The organism is Novosphingobium aquae (assembly GCF_037572715.1).
GTDB lineage: Bacteria > Pseudomonadota > Alphaproteobacteria > Sphingomonadales > Sphingomonadaceae > Novosphingobium > Novosphingobium aquae.
Map to the genome: position 1 here is coordinate 23,330 of NZ_JBBHJY010000003.1, position 20,225 is coordinate 43,554.

Here is a 20,225-nt window from a genome sequence, read left to right on the forward strand (position 1 = left end):
AGCCAATGGATATCGACCGGCGCATGGTTCTGGGCGGGCTCGCCGCGGGGGCAATTGCAACGCAGGTCAGCGCGGCGGGAACGGCTGGCACCTCGCCGGCCAGCCGGATGCGGACCTTCATGCTGATGCGCGGCGCGTTGGATGAAAAGCTGATTTCCAGCTGGATGTCGGCCAATTACTACGGCGTTGTCGATGACCGGATGGAGCCGCTGTTCGACGTCGTCGCCGCCGTCTTTGCCCGCTACCGGCGCTTGCCCGATGGCAGCTTCGAAGGCGTCAGCGGCGAACTGGCCTGGTTTGTCGACAAGGACAACGGCAAGGCGCTGGATCGCTATCGCAATCCCTATACAGGGGAAATGGTTGATGTACCCACGGGCGGTCTCTCGCCATCAAAGATCATGTTCATGCCGGACCTGTCGATGCGGCTGTCACGGTCGGTCCCGGGGATGGAATTTGCCCATGAAGTGCTGGGTCCGGTCTCGCGTGGCAATGACCTCTGGCTGACCGAGCGTTCGCGCAGCAGCTTCACGGTCCCCGGTCAGGCCAAGCCCATGCGGTATTCGGAAAGCAATATCTTCAAGGCCAAACGCTCGGCGATCGAGGCGCGGGGCGCGACCCGCGTGACCAGCGACGTGTCGTTCACCAACGTTGTTTCGTGGCGGCCATGGCTCAAAATGGGCGACCACGCCGGCCATCTGACCGCGACCGGCGCCGGGCAGCATACGTCCTCGTTCGACATGTTCCCGCCCGCATGGATCGAAGCAACCCGCGCGCGCCAGCCTGAAGTGCTGAAGGATCCGGCATCGATGCTCGCGCCCTTGTGGGACGCGCGTTAAGCGCCGAGCAGGTCCATCAGCTCCGCATCGCGCCGGATATTGCGCCGTGCCATTGCATAGAGCGCCATGCCCACGCCGAGCGCTGGCAGGGCAAAGCTGGCGATTGACCAGCCGACCATGGCAGGATCGCCAAATACACGCTCGGTGATGGATGCAACCGCCAGAGGCCCAAGCGTCGCGCCGATCACTGTGTTGAGCACCAGAGTCAGCGCCACGGCGGCGCCGCGCATCCGGGGCGGAACGATAGACTGCAGCGTGGCCAGCATGACGATGCCCAGCACGGCAAAGGCCGTGCCCGAGCTTGCTACCAGCAGCGCGGCAAGCGGCAGATGTCCGGCCAGCACGGCCAGCTCTGCCGGGATCGCGCAGACCGGCACCAGCGCGAGGATGGTGAAGCGCGCCAACGGCTTGCCGGCGCGCATGGATCGATCAAGCAGCCAGCCGCCGAGCAAAGGACCGAGCGCGGCGAATGCCAGCGATACGGGGCCAAGGAAGCTGGCAAAGAACGCCGGTGTCGCGCCAAACTGGCGGATCAGCATGGCCGGCGCCCAGGCCGCCGCGCCATAGACGACAGCAAAACACACCGCGAAACCAAGGTAGAGCGGCACCAGCACGGCGCGGTGGGCGATCAGGAAGTGCAATTCATCCTTGCCGGGGATGGCGGCGACATGGTCCACGGAACCGCGCCGCTCCGGTTCGCGGCAGAACAACATCAACGCCGCCACCAGAATGCCGCAGCTGCCAAACAGCACGAAGGCGAGGCGCCATGGCACCAGTACGCCGACAAGGGGCAATCCGGCAAAGGCCCCGCTTGCGGCATGGGCAAGGATCAGGCCGGTCAGCGCGATCGCCAGGCCATTGGCAAGGCTCTGCCCCAGCATGAAAATACTGAGTGGCGGGCCGCGCCGTTCGGGTGGAAACAGGTCGGCAATCAGCGAAATCGCCGCCGGGCTGAGCGCGGCTTCGCCCAGTCCGACCAGCAGGCGGGCGGTAAATATCTGTCCAAAGCTTTGTGCCAGCCCGCTGGCAATCGTCGCCAGACTCCACAGGGCAATCCCGGCCATGACAAGGTTGCGGCGCGATTTGCGGTCCGCAAGAAGCCCCATGGGCAGCCCCATGAAGGCATAGAACAGCCCGAAGGCGAGGCCCTGCAGAAGGCCGATCTGCTGGTCACTGATGGCAAGATCGTGCCGAACGGGATCGACCACGACATTGAGCACGGTCCGGTCAATGACTGAGAACAACCCGGCGAGGAACAGCAGGGCGATGAAGCCCCATGCGCGACGCGGGGACGGCCAGGCGGCCTCGCTCACAGCAGCTCCAGAGCCTGGGCGCGGGTCTTGATATAGTCGCCCAGCCAGTCCAGCCCGCGAAAGCGCAGAGTGCCGCGCCCGACCGAGCGCGAGCTATCGGCCATGCCTGAAACCAGCCGGAAGGCCTTGGCCATCAGGAACAGCTCCTGATTTTCGATCTCTGCTGCGGTGAACGGCCGGACCGAGGCATAGCCCGCTTCGAAGGCTTCGCTGTACGCGGGCGAGAAACCATAGAACAGATTACCCCAAGTGTAGTTCTTGACGTCCTGCATGAGGAAATCCTCACCCAGTGCGTCGAAATCGAGCAGGGTGATCAGGCCGTCTTCATTGACGTGAACATTGCTGGGATGGAAATCGCGGTGGCACACGCCCATCGGCATGCCTTCGGCGGCCAGCTTGTCGAACCGTTCGGCCATGCGTTCGGCAATGATCGGATAGTCGCGCAGGTCGTCGGGCCGGTCATAGACGAAGTCGATCAGCGCCGGCATCCACACCGAATATTCCTTGGCCTGATCGGTCGTGTATTTATGGTCCGCGCCGATCCATTGCGAACCCAGCAGGTGCATTTCGGCGAACAGTGCGCCGATGCGATGGGCGGTGTCCTCGCTCAGACAGTCGCCGAACTTGCAGCCGGGTGCCCAGTCATAAAGCGCCAATGCGCGGTCGCCTTCGGGGGCAGCTGTCTTGAACCACAGGCAGCCATCTTTCTGCGGGACCGCGACCGAAGCGGGGAAGCCTTTTTCGCGCAGGAAATCGAGGAACGACAGCTCGTAGCCCACCGAATCCACATCGCGCCAGGTCTTGCGCCATGAGCGAAGCGCGAACTGCGTGCCCGAGCCGTCCTTGATCAAATAGACGTCATTCATGCCGCGGTAGAGCAGGAAGGCATCGACTGGGGCCGGCAGGTCATAACGACGGGCCACTTCCGCGGCGATGAAATCGGGGTGCAGCACCGAGTGCGATACCACGGCGCCCACGAGGGGATTGTCAGGCGAAGAAGGTGCGCAGAGCATCGGAAATCCTTTCGGGGGCGACGTCAAAGATGTCGCGATCTAGGTCGGGCAGGTCGATGACCGTGCAGTTGGGAAGCAGGGCCGCTGCCGCGCGTGAAATGTCGGCGATGTCTTCTTCCGGCTGGAGCAGCAGGGCTGGTTGAGTGACTTCGGGCAAGCGCGAATAATCGTATTCCCAGACGCCCTTGTAGGCCCACGTGAAGCGGTGCAGCACCTTGGCCTTGTCGGAGAAGTTCAGCACCGCCTTGTCCAGCGGCAACCGGGGATCGCGGTTGGTGACCACGTAAGTCCACAGGTTGGCGAGCAGCGCCTTGATCACTTCGCCGTCCGCATCGGGCTCTGGGTAGTTCAGCGCTTCCGCCAGCTTTCCGGCGCGGGCTTCGGGCGGATACATCGGGATGCCGGTCAGTGCGATCCGGCCGATCAGATCGGGCCGCATCAAGGCAAGCTCGATCGTGTGCAGCGTGCCGGTATGAAAGCCGTAGCAATCGAGCGGCCCGGTCAGCCCCAGCGTATCGAGCGCGTCGGAAAAAGCGGCGGCATAGCCAGGGATGCCGGGAGGGGCAGGGGGTGCATCCGACATGCCATAGCCCGGCGTGTCAAAGGCAATGACCCGGCGATCGGCAGCGCAAGCGGCGATCAGGGCTTCGTACTCATAGGACGAGGACGGGTTCTGGTGCAGCAGGACTAGCACCGGCTTTCCCGTGTCCTTGCCGGCGGTCCGGTAATGCATCTGCCCATAACGGCAGGTCGTATAGGCGCGCTCGATTGCCATGCGTGTTCCTTTGATGGCGCGAACATGACGGGCAAGCCACCCGCGCCCATGCAGCGCCGCCAGCCTATCCACCATGCGGACAAACCCCCGGCAAGGCGAGGCCCGGTGCCGCTTTGCCTATCCAATCGCCCTTCCAGTCGGGGAGACTTTCATGGCGAAATTGGCAACCGCTACCAAGGCGGGCTTCGGAGTTGGCCAGATTGCCGGACAGCTGTTTCGCGACGTGCCCTCGCTGTTGCTGCTGTTCTATCTGACGACGGTGATGGGCATAGCCCCGGCGGTCGCGGGTTCGGCGATCTTTCTGCCCAAGGTGATCTTTGGCGCGGGGTTCGATCTTGCCGTGGGCATCGGGTCCGACCGCATGGCCGCGCGCTTTCCCCGGCGGGGCTGGCTGATCGCCGGAGGAGCGATTGCGCCCGTGGCAATGCTTGCGGTGTTTGCCGTTCCCGATGGCTCGCCAACGCTGCAGGTGATCTGGGTCTTCGTCACGTTCAGCCTTTACATGGCGACGTTCAGCACCTTTTCCGTGCCCTATCTGGCGCAGTTCGCCGAGATGTCACCCGACCCGGCAGAGCGCACCGAACTGATGGCGTGGAAGCACGGCTTTACCGGAGTTGGCGTGCTGCTCAGTTCCGCCGCTGCGCCGGCGCTGGTGGGCTATCTCGGCGGTGACCGGGGCGCCTATCTGGTCACATCGGGACTGGTCGGCCTCGTCTGTCTCGCCTGTCTGGTGACGGCGTGGCGCTATGCCGCCCGGATTCCCGACCGCGTCAGCACCGGCACTCCGCTCGCGCTGAGGGACCTGCCCAAGGCATTTGGCGACCGCAATTTCATGGTCCTGTGCCTATCGGCCGTGATCATGACGGTGGCTTCGGGGATCTCCTATGCGTCATTCGCCTTCTTCATCAAGTTCGTGATGAACCGAAGCGATGCCTTTGTGCAAGTTGGAATTTTGTCTGCGATCATGGCTTTCGCAGTGATGGCGGGGTCGCCGATCTGGGTGAAGGTTGCGGCGCGGATCGGCAAGAAGAACACCTATGTCCTCGCCGCCTGCGGGCACGGCTTCGCGACCTTGGCCTGGGCGCTGTTGGGGCAGGCACCGATCTGGGTGAGCTACGGCCTCGCCGCAGTGATGGCGATGTTCAACGCCGGCTGGGGGCTGATCGTGCTGTCGCTACTGGCCGACGCGATATCCGACGCGCGCGAGCGTTGGGGCGAGAACCGGGCAGGGGTCTATTCGGCGATCTGGTCGATGATCGAGAAGGCGGGGATCGCGCTGGGCGGTACGCTGATCGTTGGCGGCTTGCTCTCGGCCAGCGGGTTCGATGCAGGCGCGGCGCAACAAGGGCTGGCGCAGTCGGCCTCGGCTACGGCGGGAATTATCCTGTCCTATGCCGTGCTGCCGGGCCTCGCCAAGCTGGTCGCCGCCGCGCTGATCTGGCGATGTGTTGGCAACCAACGGCAGGGGATGCCCAGTGCCGCATGAACCGGCAGGGATCGTGCTCGTGGGCTGCGGCCGCATCAGCTCCTCGCACTTGCGCGCCATCGCAGAGCTGCCCGGCGATTACCGGCTGATCGCGGCAGTCGATCCCGATATTGACCGCGCCAAGGCAGCGGCGGCGCCTTCTGGAGGGCATGCGCTCACTTCGCTCGAAGACGCGCTGACGCTACCGGGGGTGACTTGCGCCCTGCTGTGCACGCCCAACGCCGATCATTTTGCTCAGGCGCGCGCCTGTCTTGGAGCCGGCGTCCACGTGCTCGTCGAAAAGCCTCTGGCCGAAACCGGCGCGCAGGCGCGGGAACTTGCCGAACTGGCAGCGCGCAAGGGGCTGGTGCTGAGCGCTGGACACACCTTTCGCCACTGCGCGCCCGTTCGCTATCTGCAGGACCACGCGGCGGAGCTTGGCCCGTTGCGCGCGGTTGAGGTCAGCGCCTGTGTATTCTGGGACGGGCCGCAAGCGCCATGGTGGGCGGACATTACCCCCGCCGAGGGCCTGATCGTCTCGCTCTTCGCGCCGCATTCGCTCGATTTCATCCAGCTCGCCATGAACGGTGACGTCCCCTCCCGCGTCCATGCCGAAGGCGCGCGCCACCAGAGCGGCTGGCAGGGCGAGGACGAGGCGATGATCCAGCTCGCCTATCCGGGCGGGCGCATGGCCTCGCTGCACCTGTCGTACAACCAGCTGCCGATCCATGACCGCAAGGTGCTGTTCTTTGAGCGCGGCGTGATGGAGATCGTCCACGGTGAGACCCTGCTGTGGAACGGCGAGCCGGTGATCGTGCCGCCGCCGGGAATGGTCACCGATCCCGGCCGCATGGGCGGGCGCGATCTGGCGCATTATTTTCGCAACCAGCTCATCGAATTCGCAAAGGCCATGCGCAGCGAGCCGCATCGCTGCCCCACCGGCGAAGAGGCCGCGCAGGGGATCGAACTGCTCGACCGGGTCCGCGCTTCGCTGCGGGTCAACTCGCTGCAAGGCTGAACCGGACGGCCCTGAACTGGATGGCACCAAGCCTCCCCCCAATCTTCCGCTTACCCGCCGCCCATACGAAAACGGCCGCACTTTCGTGCGGCCGTCTCGTTACGTCAGGGAGGGACCTGTCGTCAGAACTTGGCCTTCACCACCACGCCAGCCGTGCGCTGGTCAGGCAGGTTGTAGAACAGCGCGGCATTGGCGCGGACGCCGAAGGTGCCGCCAATCGGATCGAACGCGGTCTGGTCGATCAGGCTGGTGATGCTGGTATTGTTGAACAGGTTGGTCACGTAACCTTCGATGGTGAAGGGACCCTTGGTGATGCCTGCGCGCAGGTTCACAACAGTACGGTCGGGGGACTTGCTGGTGTTGGCCTGTCCGCTCCAGGTGCCCGACTTGTAGGACATGTCGCCACGGATGAACCAGCTGCCGTTGTCCCAGCCATCGATGTCATGACCGACCTGAACGCCAAGGGTTGCCGAGTACTTCGACGAATAGGGCATTTCCTTGCCCGAATAGTCGTAGATGCCCGTCAGCTGGCTCAGCGAAACGCTCTTGAACTGCTTGATATTGCTGTCGTTGATCGCGCCGGCCATGTCGATGGTCAGGTAGTCGTTTGCCCGGAAAGCGATTTCCGCCTCGATGCCCTTGAGGTCGACTGAACCCGCATTCTGAACGCCGCCGGTGAGGATTGGCGTGGAGTTGGCGACCGGGATCAGCAACTGGACCGAGTTGATCTGGTCACGCCACTGGGCATAGTAAGCTGCCACGGCAAACCGCAGCGCGCCGTCAAGCGCCTTGCCCTTCACACCCAGTTCGTAGTTGGTGATCTTTTCAGGCAGGACTGCAACCTTCACGCCGGCAGCCGCCGCCGCAACTTGCGTTGCCGCCGTCTGGGTGATCAGGTTGGAGTTGAACTGCGCCGGGTTCACGCCCTTGGCCCAGCTGCCATAGATCATCAGGTCCGGGGTCGCCTGGAAGTTGACGATGACGCGCGGCATGAAGTTCTTGTAAGTGGCGCTGGCGAGCAGGGCATTGGGTGCATAGGTGCCCACCGGGATCAGGTCGGGCACCGTGACGGTGACCGGGAATGCGCCGTTGAAGACGTAAAGCTTGTCGGTCTGATAGCGACCTTCGGCACTGATCGACAGCTGTTCGGTGAAATCGTATGTGATGCCCCCGAAGATGCCATAGGTCTTGTTCCGGCTGACACCGCCCGGTGCGCCGGCAACCGAGCCGCCGGCGGGGGCAGGAGCTACGCCGACGAGGATGCCGGTGGTGCCGCGCTGGGCCGATTGGACCGTGGCGTTCAGGTAGCTGAAGCCGCCGACCATGTGCAGGCTGTCCGATTCATAGGCGAGACGCGCCTCAATCGAATTGTCGCTCGTCTTGCGTTCGACAAGGAACGGGAAGTCATAGAACCCGCGCGGAGCGTTGGCCGGTGTGGCACCCGTGCCGGCAGCGATCAGGCTGCCGTCAAAGCCGTCGAGGTCGATCATGGTGTTCCATGCCTCGGTGCCCCAGCCGGCCAGTGCCGAGAAGGTGATCTGGTCAGTGATGTCGAGATCGCCGGTCACATGATAATGATGATAGTTACGGCGCAGGCCATATCCCTGAACGCCATTTTGCGGGCGGACGAGGCGGTTTTCCGGGATGGCCAGGAAGCCTGCCGTGATCGCGTCATTCTTGACGTTTGCCGAGACCGGGTTGGGCGGGGTGCCGACAGTGCCGCAGATGTATGGGTTGACGACCGCAACGAGTCCGGCAGCGCCCAGAACACCGCGATTATCACCAGTGAACGAGCAGTTGGCCGAGTTCTTCAGGATCACCGTACCGGCAGCGTTCTTCACGTCATAGGCAACGTAGCGGCCGTTGGCGGGGGCGCCGTCGCTGTCCTTGGAGAACAGCATGAAGCCCTTGATCTTCAGGCCGGTGAACGGCTTGAATACGGCGGTCACCGATCCCGAGGTCGACGACTGGTCGCCCAGCGTGCCGCCGCCGGCAGCAGCATTGACCCACGAACCCTTCTTGCTGAAGTAATCAAACGAACCGCGCAGGTACAGGATGTCTTCAAGGATCGGGCCTTCGATTTCGGCGCGATACTTCTGGTTGTCGTGCGTGCCGTAGCTGACGAGGCCTGAGCCATGGAATTCGTTGCCGGGTTCGCGGTTCACGACGTTGACGGCACCTGCGAAGGTGTTGCGGCCGAAGTAGGCGCTCTGCGGACCTTTCAGGATTTCAATACGCTCGGGCGAAGAGATCGAGGTAAAAGCCGAGGGCGAGGAAACCGGCACGCCATCGATGAACAGCGAAGTGGTGGTGGCCAGCGTGGTCACCGGGGTGAAACCGCGCAGCACGACCTGCTGGAAACCGCGGTCGGCATGGCCCGAAGAGCTGTCATTGATGTTCAGGCCGGGCGTGTTCGCCGCAAGGTCCTGCATCGTGGTGACGCCCTTGGCATCGAGCTTTTCGGCAGTGAAGGCCTGAACCGTCACCGGGGTCTGGAGAATGTCTTCCTCGCGCTTACGCGCCGTGACGACGATCGCGCCGGCATCGGCTTCTTCGACGGTTTCGTCGGCAGCTTGGGCGAAAGCCGGCTGCGCGGCGGCCAGCGTAGTGGCAATTGCCACGAGCGACATCGATGCAGAGAGTTGGCGCTGGAATCGAATAGTCTTCATAGTTCCCCCCATGGGCGTGGTCCGGGGTGCCATTTTGGCTTTGGGAACCCGGTACCGGTTCAATCAAGTTGAAAGGTCCTCCTCACCGCGCTCAATTTGAACTGAAGTGACCCCGATTATTCGCCTGTCGGATTTGAAGGCGTGGTTGGGGCCATAGAAAACAAAGACTTGGCTCTTATCATTGGCAATTGATTTCCATCCGGCACCTTTCCGAACTGGTTGGGCGCGCGCCATTATCGCTCGGCTTTGCACTTAACGGCTGGCGCGGCGCAAGCCATGCACGCTCTGTTCCGGTCAGACTTCGCTGCTTCTAATGCCCTCTGTCAGTTCTGGCTGGGCGCCTTTCTCCGCTGCGCGAACAGGTGGGCATGGATTGCCGAGTCGGACTTTGGCTTGGCTAGAACGCGATCATGATCTCGCTCGACAATGGATTCCAGGAAGTGGTGGCGATTGTCGCCGATGTGGAAAGCGCGGCGGCGCGGCTGTCACGGACGCTGCGTTATGGAGAAATTTGCCGGGGGGCGGTTCCTTCTGCGGCGCTCAATCTGCTGGGTCTGGAAGGGCGCAGCGGCAGTGAAATCTTACTCGGCCACCCCGACTGCCCGCGCGGCGCGATCCGCCTGATCGGGATCGATGGCACGCCGCTCCCGCGCACGCGCGATGGTGGTCAACCGTGGGATCCGGGCGGCATCTTCGACATCAACCTGCGGGCGCTGCAAGGCATCGAGCCGCTGCATCATGCGCTCTCGCTGAACGGCTTCTCCTCGCCCGCGCCGATTACTGACTGGGATTTCGGTCCCTTGTCGGTGCGCGAAGTGGTTGAGGCTGATGCCGACGGCGTGGTCATGGCGCTGATGGAGCGGGTTGCACCGCCCTTGCAGGGCTATGAAGGCATTGGCGGGCCGGCATCGTGGGTGTTCAATTCGACCCAGATCGTGCCGGACTTCGCAGCTGCGCGGGCGTTCTATTGCGATACCCTGGGCTGGCAGGTCGTGCAGGAGACGCAGTTGCAGCACCCGGACGGGCGCAATTGCATGGGCCTGCCGCTGGGCCTTGCGCCGGGGATAGAGGCGCAGGTCGGCATCTATCATCCGCATGGCCGGATGGAAGGATCGGTCGAGATCATCGCCTTCGATTGCGGCGGTATCGACTTTTCGGATGCACCAACCGGTCGCGGCTGGGCTTGCCTGCGCTTTTTGGTCAGCGATGCGGCAGCGCTGCTGAAACGGGCGGGGCAGGGGGACTGCACGGTTACGCCGCTGGCGGAGCTCGATTGGCGCCCGCATGGCCGATGCCTTGCCGGATCGATCCGCACGCCGTGGGGCGCGCGGCTCGAGGTGTTGCAGTTGGTTTAGCGCGCCAGTAATTCTAGCGCGGAAGCCCGTTCAGGAAGGCGATGGTCTCGGCCTCGCTGACCACGTCGGCATATTTCGCGTTCATGTCGAACAGGTTGGCTTCGTGCGGGGCCGGGTGACGATCACCGCATGCCTCGGCGACAACCGCAGTGCGGAAGCCGTGCGACATGGCATCGATGCAGCTCGCCCGCACGCAGCCGCTGGTGGTGAGGCCGGTGAGGAGTACGGAATCGATTCCGGCGGCCGTCAGGGTCGATGCCAGCGAGGTGCCGAAGAAGGCGCTGGGGTATTGCTTGGAGACGATCAGTTCATCGTCCTGCGCGATCAGACCCGGACCGAAGGCGCCCATCGGGCTGCCCTTGATGAAGTTCTTCAGCGGCGCCGCCTTTTCGAAAAATCGGCCGCCGTCGATGGCGCTGGGATGGTAGACCACGTTGGTCAGCACCACCGGCACGCCGGCCGCGCGCGCAGCTTCGCGGACTCGCAGGGCTGACTCGATGGCATCGTCAACATCGGCGTAGAGATCGCAGGCCGGGTCGAAATAGGCCTGGCAGAAATCGATCAGGATCAGCGCCGGGCGCGATCCGAAACCGACGCGGGTGTTGTAGGCGCGGGCATAGTTGGCCAGCAGTTCGTCGTCGCTCATGCGGGTGCCTTTTGTTGATAGAGCCAGGGCTGGACGCGCGCCTGTGCGGCTTCGAATCGGGAAATGTCGTCGCCGTGGCTTGCTAGCAGCACGTCAGTCTCGTCCCAGCCCATCAGCAGCGCTTGCCGCCGCTCGGATGGCAAGGTGAAAGGGATGGGGTTCAGACCTTCGACCGTAAGGATCATGCCCTCAAGATCGGCGGTGAAGCGGCGGGTTTCGGCAGCGGCCGTTTGCAACTGCGTTGCAGTGGCCTTGCTCACCGTGATCGGCAGCAGTCCGTTGCGCATGCAGTTGGAGTGAAAAATCTCGCCGAACGAGGTGGCGATCACCACGCGCAGGCCGAAGTCGGCGAGCGTCCAGACGGCCTGCTCACGGCTGGAACCAGAGCCGAAATTGTCCCCGCAGACGAGGAATTTTGCCTCGCGGAACGGGGGCTTGTTCAGCACGAAGCTCGCGTTTTCGCTACCGTCCGGATTGAACCGCCGGTCATGGAAGGCGTGCGCGCCAAGGCCCTTTTTCTGGGTGAGCAACAGGAAGCGTGCGGGGAAGATGATGTCGGTATCGACATTGTCCTCAGCCATGGCGGCGGCTGTGCCGGTGACGGTGGTGAAGGGTTCCGGCTTCATGATGCAAGCTCCCGGACATCGACAATGCAGCCCGTCACAGCCGCCGCTGCCGCCATAGCCGGGCTCATCAGGTGCGTGCGGCCGCCAGCGCCTTGCCGGCCCTCGAAATTGCGGTTGGACGTGGAAGCGCAGCGCTCTCCCGGTTGCAAACGGTCATCGTTCATCGCGACGCACATCGAGCAGCCGGCGAGCCGCCATTCAAACCCGGCGTCGAGGAATATCCGGTCGAGCCCCTCGGCCTCGGCCTGCATCTTGGTGGCAGCGGAACCTGGTACGACGATGGCCTTGACCCCGCTGGGGACCTTGCGTCCCCGGGCGATGGCCGCAGCGGCGCGCAGGTCTTCGATCCGGCCATTGGTGCACGATCCGATGAAGGCATGAGTCACGGCGGTTCCGGCGATCTTGCCGCCCGGCGCGAGCCCCATATAAGCCAGCGCCTTCTCGGCCTCCTGCCGCTCCGCGCCTGCGCCAAGCGTGGCGGGATCGGGGAGGGCGGCGGTGACGGGCAGCGACTGATGCGGGCTCGTGCCCCAGCTGACCTGCGGCGCCAGTTCGCCAAGATCGATGGTGATGACCCGGTCCCAAACCGCGCCCTCGTCAGAGGCGAGGGTGCGCCAATAGGCCAGGGCGGCGTCCCACTGCTCCGCCTGCGGCGCCATCCGGCGCCCCTGCACATAGGCAAAGGTAGTATCATCCGGCGCGACAAGGCCGATGCGGCTGCCCGCCTCGATGGTCATATTGCACAGGGTCATGCGTTCGGCCATCGACATGGCGCGCACGGCCTCGCCGCAATACTCGACCGCGTGGCCAACCGCGCCATTGGAGCCAATCCGGGCAATCAGCGCGAGCGAGATGTCCTTGGCCGAGATCAGCGGGTGTCGCTGCCCCACCAGTTCAACTTTCATGGTTTTCGCCTTGCCCTGCCGCAGGCACTGCGCGGCCAGGACGGTCGCCTGTTCGCTCGCACCAATGCCGAATGCCAACGCCCCGAACGCTCCGTGAGTCGTGGTGTGGCTATCCCCGCAGACGATGGTCGTACCGGGCAGGGTGAAGCCCAATTCAGGCCCGATAACGTGGACAATGCCCTGATCCGGCCCATCCAGTGAAGCATATTCGATGCCGAATTCCGCGACGTTCCCTTCCAGCTCCGCCACCTGCGCGCGGGCGAGCGGATCGGCAATGCCGCCGCTGCGCGCCCGGGTGGGAACGGCATGATCAGCCACGGCAAGGTGTGTTTCGCGCCGGCGCAGGCCCCGCCCTGCTTCGCGCATGGCGACGAAGGCCTGCGGGCTGGAAACCTCGTGCAGCAGCTGCCGGTCGATATAGATCAGCGCTTCGCCGCCGGGCAGGTCGGCGACGACGTGGCTGTCCCAAAGTTTTTCGTAGAGAGTAAGCGCTCTGGTCATGGTTACTTCACGGCTTTGGCGGGGATTACGACTTCGACATAGGTCGAGATGAGACGGGCGAAGCGATCTGGCACTTCGAGCGGCGGATAGTGGCCAACATCGGGCATCATCAGGCGCGAGATCTGCGCGTTCGACAGATAGCGCGCGATGGCATTGGCCGCGCTTTCCGGCAGAAGCGGATCGCCCGTGCCCCATGCGAGCAGGGTCGGGGCCTTGACCTTGGCCATCTCGATCGCCGCCTGCTTGCCATCGCCAATCCGGGCGACCAGGGCGATCGGGTGCTTTTCCTTCTCACGCCGGTTGAAATCAAAGTACTCAGCGCGGGTCTTCGCCGAAATGCGCTTTGGATCGCCGGCGAAGTAGGAAAGATACTCGTTCCAGAACGTCATATCCTGATAGCCGGTCTTCACCGCCCGCGCCTGGGCATCAAGAAAGCTTTGCGGCTGGACGAGATGATCGGTTTTCACCGGATCGGACGGCGTGTTTGACAGGATCAGTCGCTCGACCAGTTCGGGGCGTTTGGCAGCAAGGTACATGCCCATGGTGCCGCCGCTGGATACGCCCACAAAGGTCAGCTTCTTCACGCCGAGGCTGTCGACCAGCCCCTCGGCAATCTCCACCGGCTGGACGCTTGCGGCAGCTTCATCGCTGGCCGGACCGGACAGGCCGTAACCCGGAATGTCATAGCGGATCACCCGGTAACGGCCCTTGAGCAGCTGGGTGATCCGGTCCCAAGTCCGCACGGAGCTTTGCGAACCATGCACCATGAACAGCACCGGTGCACCGCGTGGACCTTCGTCCTTGTAGTGAATCTCGACGCCCTTGATGGTCATGAAGCGGCTTTGCGCGTCCTGATACTTCTTCCGCAGTTGAGCCACAGAGAGGCGCGGGAACTGTTCGCTGGCCGACGGAGCCGCCTGCGCCAGTGCGGGCAAAGGAGCGAGCGCCGCTGCGCTGAGCGCGAGCGCTGTAAAGATCCTGCCAAGTGCCATTATCCCGAGACTCCCCGTGCAAATTCGTTATCCCGGTTATCGGCCATTTAATGGGCTTCCGAAAGGCTTGCGCGTCTATCCGACAGGTGGTGAGCCAGTCGCGCTTTGATCGACTGTGGGGTTTGACGGGGTGAGGAACGGGCATCGGCCCTAACCCTCGCCGCATAATGAGGAAGAAAGGACTGCCCTCGATGATCGACAGGCGCAAATTCACGTTCGGTGCTGCTGCCTTCGGCCTTGGTGCGCTGGCTGGCCCGCTTGAGGCCAAGGTGCGCCGCAAGCCCGCACGTATGCTCGATGTCGTGGTGCTTGGCGCCGGCGCTTCGGGCCTGCAGGCGGCATGGATGCTTGAGCAGCAGGGCCTGAAGGTCAAAGTGCTGGAAGGGCGGAACCGCGTCGGCGGGCGCATCGCAACGCTGATGGACCAGCCCGGCTATCCAGAAATGGGCTTCAATTCGATGGCCGATGGCTATGGCCGCGGTTTCGACGCGGCAGAACGCGCGGGCGTTGAACTGGTCGAGGTTGGGGCGCGCTATCGGCTCGGCAAGCCGCCGATGCTGTGGCTGAATGGCAAACCTATGACCCGTGAGGATTGGGCGAAATTTCCCGGCAATCCGTTTCCCGATGCGCTCAAGACCACTATGCCGGGCGAACTGGTCGCCAAGCTGATCGGCCAGAAAAATCGGCTCGCAGACTGGACCGCGTGGAACGACCCGGCCAGCGCCAAGCTCGACATATCGCTGCGCGATTTCCTGAAGGCGCAGGGGCTTTCGGATGAGGCGATCCGCCTTGGTAACGATGTCTCGCCTTATTACGGCACGACGGCGGCTGACGTTTCGGCGCTGATGCTGGAATACAACGATGGCTTCGTGAAGGCCCAGTTCGCTGCCGGGCCGCGGTCCATGGCGGTCAAGGGCGGCAATATCAAACTGGCCGAAGGCATGGCGAAGTTGCTCAAGGGCGATGTCCTGCTGGGCAAGGAAGTGATCGCGATCACCAGCAGCGCTACTTCGGCGACGGTTTATTGCCGCGATGGATCGCAGTTCACCGCGCGCAAGGTGGTCTGCTCGCTGCCTTTCTCCACCCTGCGCAAGGTGAAGATCCTGCCCGGCCTCAAAGGCCCGCAGGCGCAGGCCGTAGCCAGCCTGCCCTATCAGCCGCTGTCGATGGTTTTCCTCACCGCCACCGCGCCGTTCTGGGATGAGGACGGCCTTGCGCCGGGAATGTGGACCGATGGCATGGCCGGCAACCTGATGCCGCAGCGTTTCGGCGCCTCGCCCGACGAGATTACGGGTTTCATCGCTCAGGCGCGAGGCGGTCTCGCCAACACCTGGGACGCGATGGGGCGCGACGCCGTGTTCGCCGCCGTCACCGGCGCGATCGAGACCATGCGCCCTTCGACCAAGGGCAAGCTGCGCGCCGCCGAATTCTTCAGCTGGAAGAACGAGGGCTTCAACCTGGGTGACTGGGCCTATTTCGGTCCCGGCCACATCTCGGGCTTCGTCAACCATATGGCGAAACCGGCGGGCCGCGTGCATTTCTGCGGGGAACACACCGCAACCGGCGCGCGCGGGCTTGAAGGGGCCTTCGAATCCGCCGAACGCGTCGCACTTGAAGTGCTGGGAGCCTGAACTTGGACTACGATTACATTCCGCTGCCACAGCGTAAGCCGCTGATCTGGCCAAACGGCGCGCGTGTGGCGCTCATCCTCACGTTCAATCTCGAAACGTGGGACCTGACGAAGGACACCGACAAGCCCTATTACGCGGGCGGTCCGGCGATCCTGCCCGATGTTCTGCCTGGCAACACCCCCGATTTCCCGAATTTCACCTGGCGCGAATATGGCCAGCGGGTAGGCATCTGGCGGCTGTTCGACCTGTTCGACAAGCTGGGCGTCAAGGCCAGTTGCACGACCAATGCCGTCACCTTTGAACGGCGCGGGGCGATGACCGATGCCGTGCTGGAGCGCGGCTGGGAACTTCTTACGCACAACTGGGAGCAGGGCGAGCTGCTCTCCAGCTTTGCCCACGATCCGGCGCGGGAGCGCGAGATCATTCTCGCCAGCCTGCAGCAGTTTGAGAAGTTCACGGGGCGCAAGTCCAAGGGCTGGCTGTCGTCCTCGTTGCGCGGGACGATGCAGACGGCGGACATCCTCGCCGAACAGGGCTGCACGTTTTACTGCGACATCATGAATGACGATCAGCCTTACCTGCTACGCACGCCGCACGGGCCGATCGTTTCGGTGCCCTACTCGAATGAGATCAACGATTTCACGTTCATCACGCGGAAGAACTTCACCACCGACCAGTTCCGCGATGCGCTGATCGAGGAGCTGGACGTGCTGTACGAAGAGGGCGCGGTGACGGGCCGGATCATGAACGTCGGCCTGCACCCGCACGTTTCGGGCCGCGCGCACCGGGTACGGGCGCTGCGCGAATTCATCGAGCACGCCAAGTCGCTGCCCGGCGTGTGGTGGGCCACGCGCGAGGAGATTGCCGAGTGGTACCTCGCAAACCATGAAGACCATATTCCCGGACAATTGAAGTGAGCCGCAGCGAGACTTTTCTGATCGTCGGTGGTGGGATCGGCGGACTGACTGCTGCTGCCGCGCTGGCGCAGCAAGGCTTCAAGGTCACCCTGCTCGAAGCTGCACCCGAATTCGGTGAGATCGGCGCTGGGCTTACGATCACCCCGAACGCGATGAAGGGCCTCGATTTCATCGGTGCTTGCGAACGTGTAGCCGCCGCCGGGGTGGAGCCGGGCAAGCAGCGGTTTACGCACTGGCAGGATGGGCGCACGCTCGTTTCTATCGACCGCAGTGACCAGCGCGCCAAATACGGCGCGCCCTATGTCACCATCCACCGCGCCGACATCCACGAGGTTTTGCTCGCGGTAGCGCGGGAATCCGGTGTCGATCTTCGGGCGAACAGCCCGGTGGTCGCGAGCGAAGGCACCACAGCGATTCTCGCCGATGGAACCCGCATTTCCGCCGACGTGCTGATCGGTGCGGATGGGGTGAAATCAGTGATCCGCCAGCGGTTCGAGGCTGAGCCGCCGTATTTCACCGGTCATGTCGCCTGGCGCTGCCTCATTCCGGTGACGCCGGCGGTTCAGGACTTGTCGGACTGGCCGGGCATCATCATCGGACCGGGTGGCATGATTGCGCGGTACAATGTTCGCGGGTCGACGATCCTCAACCTGGTGTTCTTCCGCCGGCAGGACGGCTGGACCGACGATGGCTGGACGATTCCCGCCGATCCCGACGAAATGCGCAGTGCCTATGCCGGCTGGTGCGACGATGCCCAGCGCCTGATCGAAGCGGCCTGCCAGCAGAAGATGTACAAGTGGGCAATCAATGCCCGCCGTCCGCTTTCCACCTGGGTGCTTGATGGCAACGTGTCGCTGCTCGGCGATGCCGCGCATGGCATGACACCGTTTCTGGGGCAGGGCGCGACCAGCAGCATCGAGGATGCCATCGTCCTTGCTCGCGCCATGGCAGCATCGACTTCGGCGGCGGAAGGCCTTTCGCGCTACGAAAAGGCCCGGCACGAGCGGGCAACCTTTATCCAGCTCGAAAGCAATACCAATGCAGAGCGGATGCAGGGACAGGATACTGACCTGTTCGGGATTGAGGGCATGAAGGACGAGGAATCGCTCGGCCTGTTCACCTATGACCCGCGGACAGTCGAAGTATGAGCGCGCCCGTTGCCTTTGACGGCCACGCCATCGCCCCCGAAACCGCGGCTTTCCTTGCCGAGCGACACCAGATGCTGATCAATGGCGAATGGGTGGATGGCAGCGGCGAGATGGTGTCCACCGACCCTGCAACCGGGCTACCTTTAGCCAGCTTCGCCACCGGCGGCGCGGCTGAAATCCACCGCGCGGTAGCCGCAGCAAGCGCGGCTTTTCAAGGGCCCTGGCGGCGAATGCCCGTTGCTGAACGCACCTCGCTGATGTTCCGGCTCGCCCGGATCATGGAGGCCAATTCCCGCCTGCTGACCGAGCTCGACATTGTAGACAACGGGATGCCCTCGTTTATTGCCGGGCTGACCACGGCCAATTGCGTTGAAATGGTCGACTACTACGCCGGCGCGATCATGCGCATCGCCGGCGAGACTATCGCTCCGCCGCGCCACATCGCCGCCGAGACCGAGGCGCTGACCTATACCCTGCGCGAGCCGGTGGGCGTCGCCGGCCTGATCGTGCCGTGGAACGTGCCGCTCTCAACCGCGATCCTGAAGCTCGCTCCGGCGCTGGCGGCGGGCTGCACGGTGGTGGTCAAGCCGTCCGAAATGACCCCGCTTTCGGCGCTGGCTCTCGGCCGCATGGTGCTTGAAGCAGGCTTCCCGGCGGGGGTTGTCAACATCGTCAACGGCACCGGACCGGAAGCCGGCGCGGCGCTTGCCGCCCATCCGGGGGTCGACAAGATTTCCTTCACCGGATCGACCGCGACGGGCCGCAAGATCGTCGAGGCAGGGCTGGGCAACCTCAAGAAGGTGGCGTTGGAACTCGGCGGAAAATCGCCGGTTGTCATCATGCCCGAAGCGGACCTGGCGCTCGCCGTGCCGGGCGTCGCGCTCGCCACATTCTTCCTTCAGGGGCAGAACTGCATGGCCGGTACGCGCATCTTCGCCCACGCGGCGATCCATGATGCGCTGTTGGAGGGCGTTGCCGCCTTTGCCGGGATGATGAAGCTTGGCCACGGGCTCGATCCGGCGACCCAGCAAGGCCCGATGATTTCAGATGCACACGCGGCAAAGGTCATGCGGGCTATCGAAGGCGCGCAGGAAGCGGGCGCAACACTGGTGGCCGGCGGCAGCAAGCTCGGTCGCCCCGGTAACTTCATCCAGCCGACAATCTTCACCAATTGCACCCGCGACATGGCAGTCATGCGCGAGGAAATCTTTGGCCCTGTCATGGCTGTGCAGCGCTTCGAAACCGACGATCTCGATGCCATTGCCGCTTTGGCCAACGACACACCCTACGGCCTCTCCGGCTCGGTCTGGACGCGCGACCTTTCCACCGCGCACCGTCTCGTCAGCCGGATCAGGGCGGGGCAGGTGTCAATCAACTGCCACGGCGCGGTGGGCACCAACATTCCCTTCGGTGGCTACGGCCAATCCGGCTGGGGCCGCGAATTCGGTCAGGCCGGACTGGATGCTTATCTTGAAACCAAGGCGGTGACCGCACGACTTTAACGGGGTGAATTACCATGAGCGATGGACTTGATCGGCGTTCGGCACTGATGATGGCCCCGGTGGGGATAATGGGTCTTTCGCTTTTGACGGGCGCGGTGCAAGCGGCAACCATTCCCAGCAGCGCCATCCCGGAAGACCCCGTGGCCCGCGCCCGGATGCGCGCGCGCATCATCGGTTCGACCGCAGGCGAGCGCGTCTTCATGTTCTACCGGCTCAACATCTATGGCTACGACGGCGGCAATCTGGTGCCCTTCTTCACCATGAATCACTTGTCGGTGAACCAGTGGCAGCAGACCGCGCCCGACCGTTTTGTGACCAAGACCTACGAATGCGGCGTCTATTGCAAATTCGATACCGACGAAGTGCTGGAGGATTGGGAAAACCCCTTCACTCATGAAAAGCGCAAGGTCTGGCAGTTCCTTGGCGGTCCGTTCGACGTCACCATCGGTCCTGACGGCATCGTGACGAAGAATGCCGAGCTATCGCCAAAGCCACTGCGCATGGAAGCGGTGGGTTCTTCGGTCATTGTGCCGACCGCGGCAAGCATGGCGCGGCCAAGCCCGATCGATCCGCAGAAATACCCCAAGCTTTACGCTGGCCCGACGTCCTATTGGGAATCGCAGGCCACATATGCCGCGCCGCGCAATCAGGCGTTCGACGAGGGCGTGACTTGCGCCGATGCCTTCTGCCATTTCCAGAACATGGGGTCTTGGCATCCATGGCTGGGCATGGGGCAGCGGCCGGGGCGGACCTATGGCAATTCGCACGGAGCCAAGCTGCGTTCGCTCGACGGGATTCCGCTGGCCGCGCGCAAGGGTTTGGAGAAATACACGCCCGAGATTTTCGATACGGCAAGCTGGACCAAGCAGCGGATGGATATCCTCGAATACCTCGCCGTCGCGCAGCCCTGATC

17 protein-coding genes are annotated in these 20,225 nt (G+C 63.6%); 9 read left to right on the plus strand and 8 right to left on the minus strand.

Annotated elements, in window-relative coordinates; all coding sequences use genetic code 11:
- Positions 1 to 5: 5 nt before the first annotated feature.
- Complete coding sequence (locus WG900_RS07545; RefSeq protein WP_339966036.1) at positions 6 to 836, plus strand: DUF1838 family protein; 831 nt, start codon at positions 6 to 8, stop codon at positions 834 to 836.
- Here the strand turns inward: WG900_RS07545 and WG900_RS07550 are convergent.
- The 3 genes from WG900_RS07550 to WG900_RS07560 are packed head-to-tail and all read right to left on the minus strand — an operon-like array spanning position 833 to position 3,937.
- Positions 833 to 2,149, minus strand: a complete 1,317-nt coding sequence (locus WG900_RS07550; protein ID WP_339966037.1) for an MFS transporter — start codon at positions 2,147 to 2,149, stop codon at positions 833 to 835. The genes WG900_RS07545 and WG900_RS07550 overlap by 4 nt on opposite strands.
- Complete coding sequence (locus WG900_RS07555; protein ID WP_339966039.1) at positions 2,146 to 3,162, minus strand: phosphotransferase enzyme family protein; 1,017 nt, start codon at positions 3,160 to 3,162, stop codon at positions 2,146 to 2,148. Before WG900_RS07555 ends, WG900_RS07550 begins: the two co-directional genes overlap by 4 nt.
- Positions 3,137 to 3,937: an alpha/beta fold hydrolase gene (locus WG900_RS07560; protein ID WP_339966040.1), complete on the minus strand. Its 801-nt coding sequence runs from the start codon at positions 3,935 to 3,937 to the stop codon at positions 3,137 to 3,139. Before WG900_RS07560 ends, WG900_RS07555 begins: the two co-directional genes overlap by 26 nt.
- A 151-nt stretch (positions 3,938 to 4,088) precedes the next feature.
- Here WG900_RS07560 and WG900_RS07565 point away from each other — a divergent pair, with 151 nt between their 5' ends.
- Positions 4,089 to 5,423: an MFS transporter gene (locus WG900_RS07565; protein WP_339966042.1), complete on the plus strand. Its 1,335-nt coding sequence runs from the start codon at positions 4,089 to 4,091 to the stop codon at positions 5,421 to 5,423.
- Positions 5,413 to 6,420: a Gfo/Idh/MocA family protein gene (locus WG900_RS07570; RefSeq protein ID WP_339966043.1), complete on the plus strand. Its 1,008-nt coding sequence runs from the start codon at positions 5,413 to 5,415 to the stop codon at positions 6,418 to 6,420. The genes WG900_RS07565 and WG900_RS07570 overlap by 11 nt, the downstream gene beginning before the upstream one ends.
- Positions 6,421 to 6,542: 122 nt before the next feature.
- Here WG900_RS07570 and WG900_RS07575 read toward each other — a convergent pair whose 3' ends face one another.
- The gene (locus WG900_RS07575) at positions 6,543 to 9,089 is read right to left on the minus strand and encodes a TonB-dependent receptor (RefSeq protein ID WP_339966045.1); all 2,547 of its coding nucleotides are present in this window, start codon (positions 9,087 to 9,089) and stop codon (positions 6,543 to 6,545) included.
- Positions 9,090 to 9,499: 410 nt separating this feature from the next.
- Between WG900_RS07575 and WG900_RS07580 the strand changes: the two genes are divergently transcribed.
- Entirely contained in the window at positions 9,500 to 10,444 is a 945-nt protein-coding gene (locus tag WG900_RS07580; RefSeq protein WP_339966048.1) for a VOC family protein, read from the plus strand.
- Positions 10,445 to 10,457: 13 nt separating this feature from the next.
- Here the strand turns inward: WG900_RS07580 and WG900_RS07585 are convergent, their stop codons facing one another.
- From WG900_RS07585 to WG900_RS07600, 4 genes are read right to left on the minus strand one after another with little or no spacing between them, the layout of a single operon-like run.
- The gene (locus WG900_RS07585; RefSeq protein ID WP_339966050.1) at positions 10,458 to 11,090 is read right to left on the minus strand and encodes an isochorismatase family protein; all 633 of its coding nucleotides are present in this window, start codon (positions 11,088 to 11,090) and stop codon (positions 10,458 to 10,460) included.
- A complete protein-coding gene (gene leuD, locus WG900_RS07590) occupies positions 11,087 to 11,716 on the minus strand; it encodes a 3-isopropylmalate dehydratase small subunit (protein ID WP_339966051.1) in 630 nt (209 codons plus the stop codon). The genes WG900_RS07585 and leuD overlap by 4 nt, the downstream gene beginning before the upstream one ends.
- Positions 11,713 to 13,122 carry a 3-isopropylmalate dehydratase large subunit gene (gene leuC, locus WG900_RS07595; RefSeq protein ID WP_339966053.1) on the minus strand — a complete coding sequence of 470 codons (1,410 nt, stop codon included), beginning with the start codon at positions 13,120 to 13,122 and terminating at the stop codon, positions 11,713 to 11,715. The genes leuD and leuC overlap by 4 nt, the downstream gene beginning before the upstream one ends.
- A 2-nt stretch (positions 13,123 to 13,124) precedes the next feature.
- Complete coding sequence (locus WG900_RS07600; protein WP_339966054.1) at positions 13,125 to 14,114, minus strand: alpha/beta fold hydrolase; 990 nt, start codon at positions 14,112 to 14,114, stop codon at positions 13,125 to 13,127.
- Between the two features lie 191 nt (positions 14,115 to 14,305).
- Here WG900_RS07600 and WG900_RS07605 point away from each other — a divergent pair, with 191 nt between their 5' ends.
- From WG900_RS07605 to WG900_RS07625, 5 genes are read left to right on the plus strand one after another with little or no spacing between them, the layout of a single operon-like run.
- The gene (locus tag WG900_RS07605; RefSeq protein WP_339966056.1) at positions 14,306 to 15,745 is read left to right on the plus strand and encodes a flavin monoamine oxidase family protein; all 1,440 of its coding nucleotides are present in this window, start codon (positions 14,306 to 14,308) and stop codon (positions 15,743 to 15,745) included.
- 2 nt (positions 15,746 to 15,747) lie between these two features.
- Positions 15,748 to 16,662 (plus strand): polysaccharide deacetylase family protein, encoded by a 915-nt coding sequence (locus WG900_RS07610; RefSeq protein WP_339966057.1) that lies wholly within the window; start codon positions 15,748 to 15,750, stop codon positions 16,660 to 16,662.
- A complete protein-coding gene (locus WG900_RS07615) occupies positions 16,659 to 17,810 on the plus strand; it encodes an FAD-dependent oxidoreductase (protein WP_339966059.1) in 1,152 nt (383 codons plus the stop codon). The genes WG900_RS07610 and WG900_RS07615 overlap by 4 nt, the downstream gene beginning before the upstream one ends.
- Positions 17,807 to 19,312, plus strand: coding sequence for an aldehyde dehydrogenase family protein (locus WG900_RS07620; RefSeq protein ID WP_339966061.1), 1,506 nt, complete (start codon positions 17,807 to 17,809; stop codon positions 19,310 to 19,312). The genes WG900_RS07615 and WG900_RS07620 overlap by 4 nt, the downstream gene beginning before the upstream one ends.
- A 14-nt stretch (positions 19,313 to 19,326) precedes the next feature.
- Positions 19,327 to 20,223 carry a DUF1838 family protein gene (locus WG900_RS07625; protein WP_339966063.1) on the plus strand — a complete coding sequence of 299 codons (897 nt, stop codon included), beginning with the start codon at positions 19,327 to 19,329 and terminating at the stop codon, positions 20,221 to 20,223.
- Positions 20,224 to 20,225 lie beyond the last annotated feature (2 nt).

Coding starts and splice junctions, on each gene's coding strand:
- WG900_RS07565 (WP_339966042.1), top strand. CDS start 4,089: ATGGCGAAATTGGCAACCGCTACCAAGGCGGGCTTCGGAGTTGGCCAG.
- leuD (WP_339966051.1), bottom strand. CDS start 11,716: ATGAAGCCGGAACCCTTCACCACCGTCACCGGCACAGCCGCCGCCATG.
- WG900_RS07585 (WP_339966050.1), bottom strand. CDS start 11,090: ATGAGCGACGACGAACTGCTGGCCAACTATGCCCGCGCCTACAACACC.
- WG900_RS07575 (WP_339966045.1), bottom strand. CDS start 9,089: ATGAAGACTATTCGATTCCAGCGCCAACTCTCTGCATCGATGTCGCTC.
- WG900_RS07560 (WP_339966040.1), bottom strand. CDS start 3,937: ATGGCAATCGAGCGCGCCTATACGACCTGCCGTTATGGGCAGATGCAT.
- WG900_RS07605 (WP_339966056.1), top strand. CDS start 14,306: ATGATCGACAGGCGCAAATTCACGTTCGGTGCTGCTGCCTTCGGCCTT.
- WG900_RS07545 (WP_339966036.1), top strand. CDS start 6: ATGGATATCGACCGGCGCATGGTTCTGGGCGGGCTCGCCGCGGGGGCA.
- WG900_RS07580 (WP_339966048.1), top strand. CDS start 9,500: ATGATCTCGCTCGACAATGGATTCCAGGAAGTGGTGGCGATTGTCGCC.
- WG900_RS07620 (WP_339966061.1), top strand. CDS start 17,807: ATGAGCGCGCCCGTTGCCTTTGACGGCCACGCCATCGCCCCCGAAACC.
- WG900_RS07555 (WP_339966039.1), bottom strand. CDS start 3,162: ATGCTCTGCGCACCTTCTTCGCCTGACAATCCCCTCGTGGGCGCCGTG.
- WG900_RS07600 (WP_339966054.1), bottom strand. CDS start 14,114: ATGGCACTTGGCAGGATCTTTACAGCGCTCGCGCTCAGCGCAGCGGCG.
- leuC (WP_339966053.1), bottom strand. CDS start 13,122: ATGACCAGAGCGCTTACTCTCTACGAAAAACTTTGGGACAGCCACGTC.
- WG900_RS07625 (WP_339966063.1), top strand. CDS start 19,327: ATGAGCGATGGACTTGATCGGCGTTCGGCACTGATGATGGCCCCGGTG.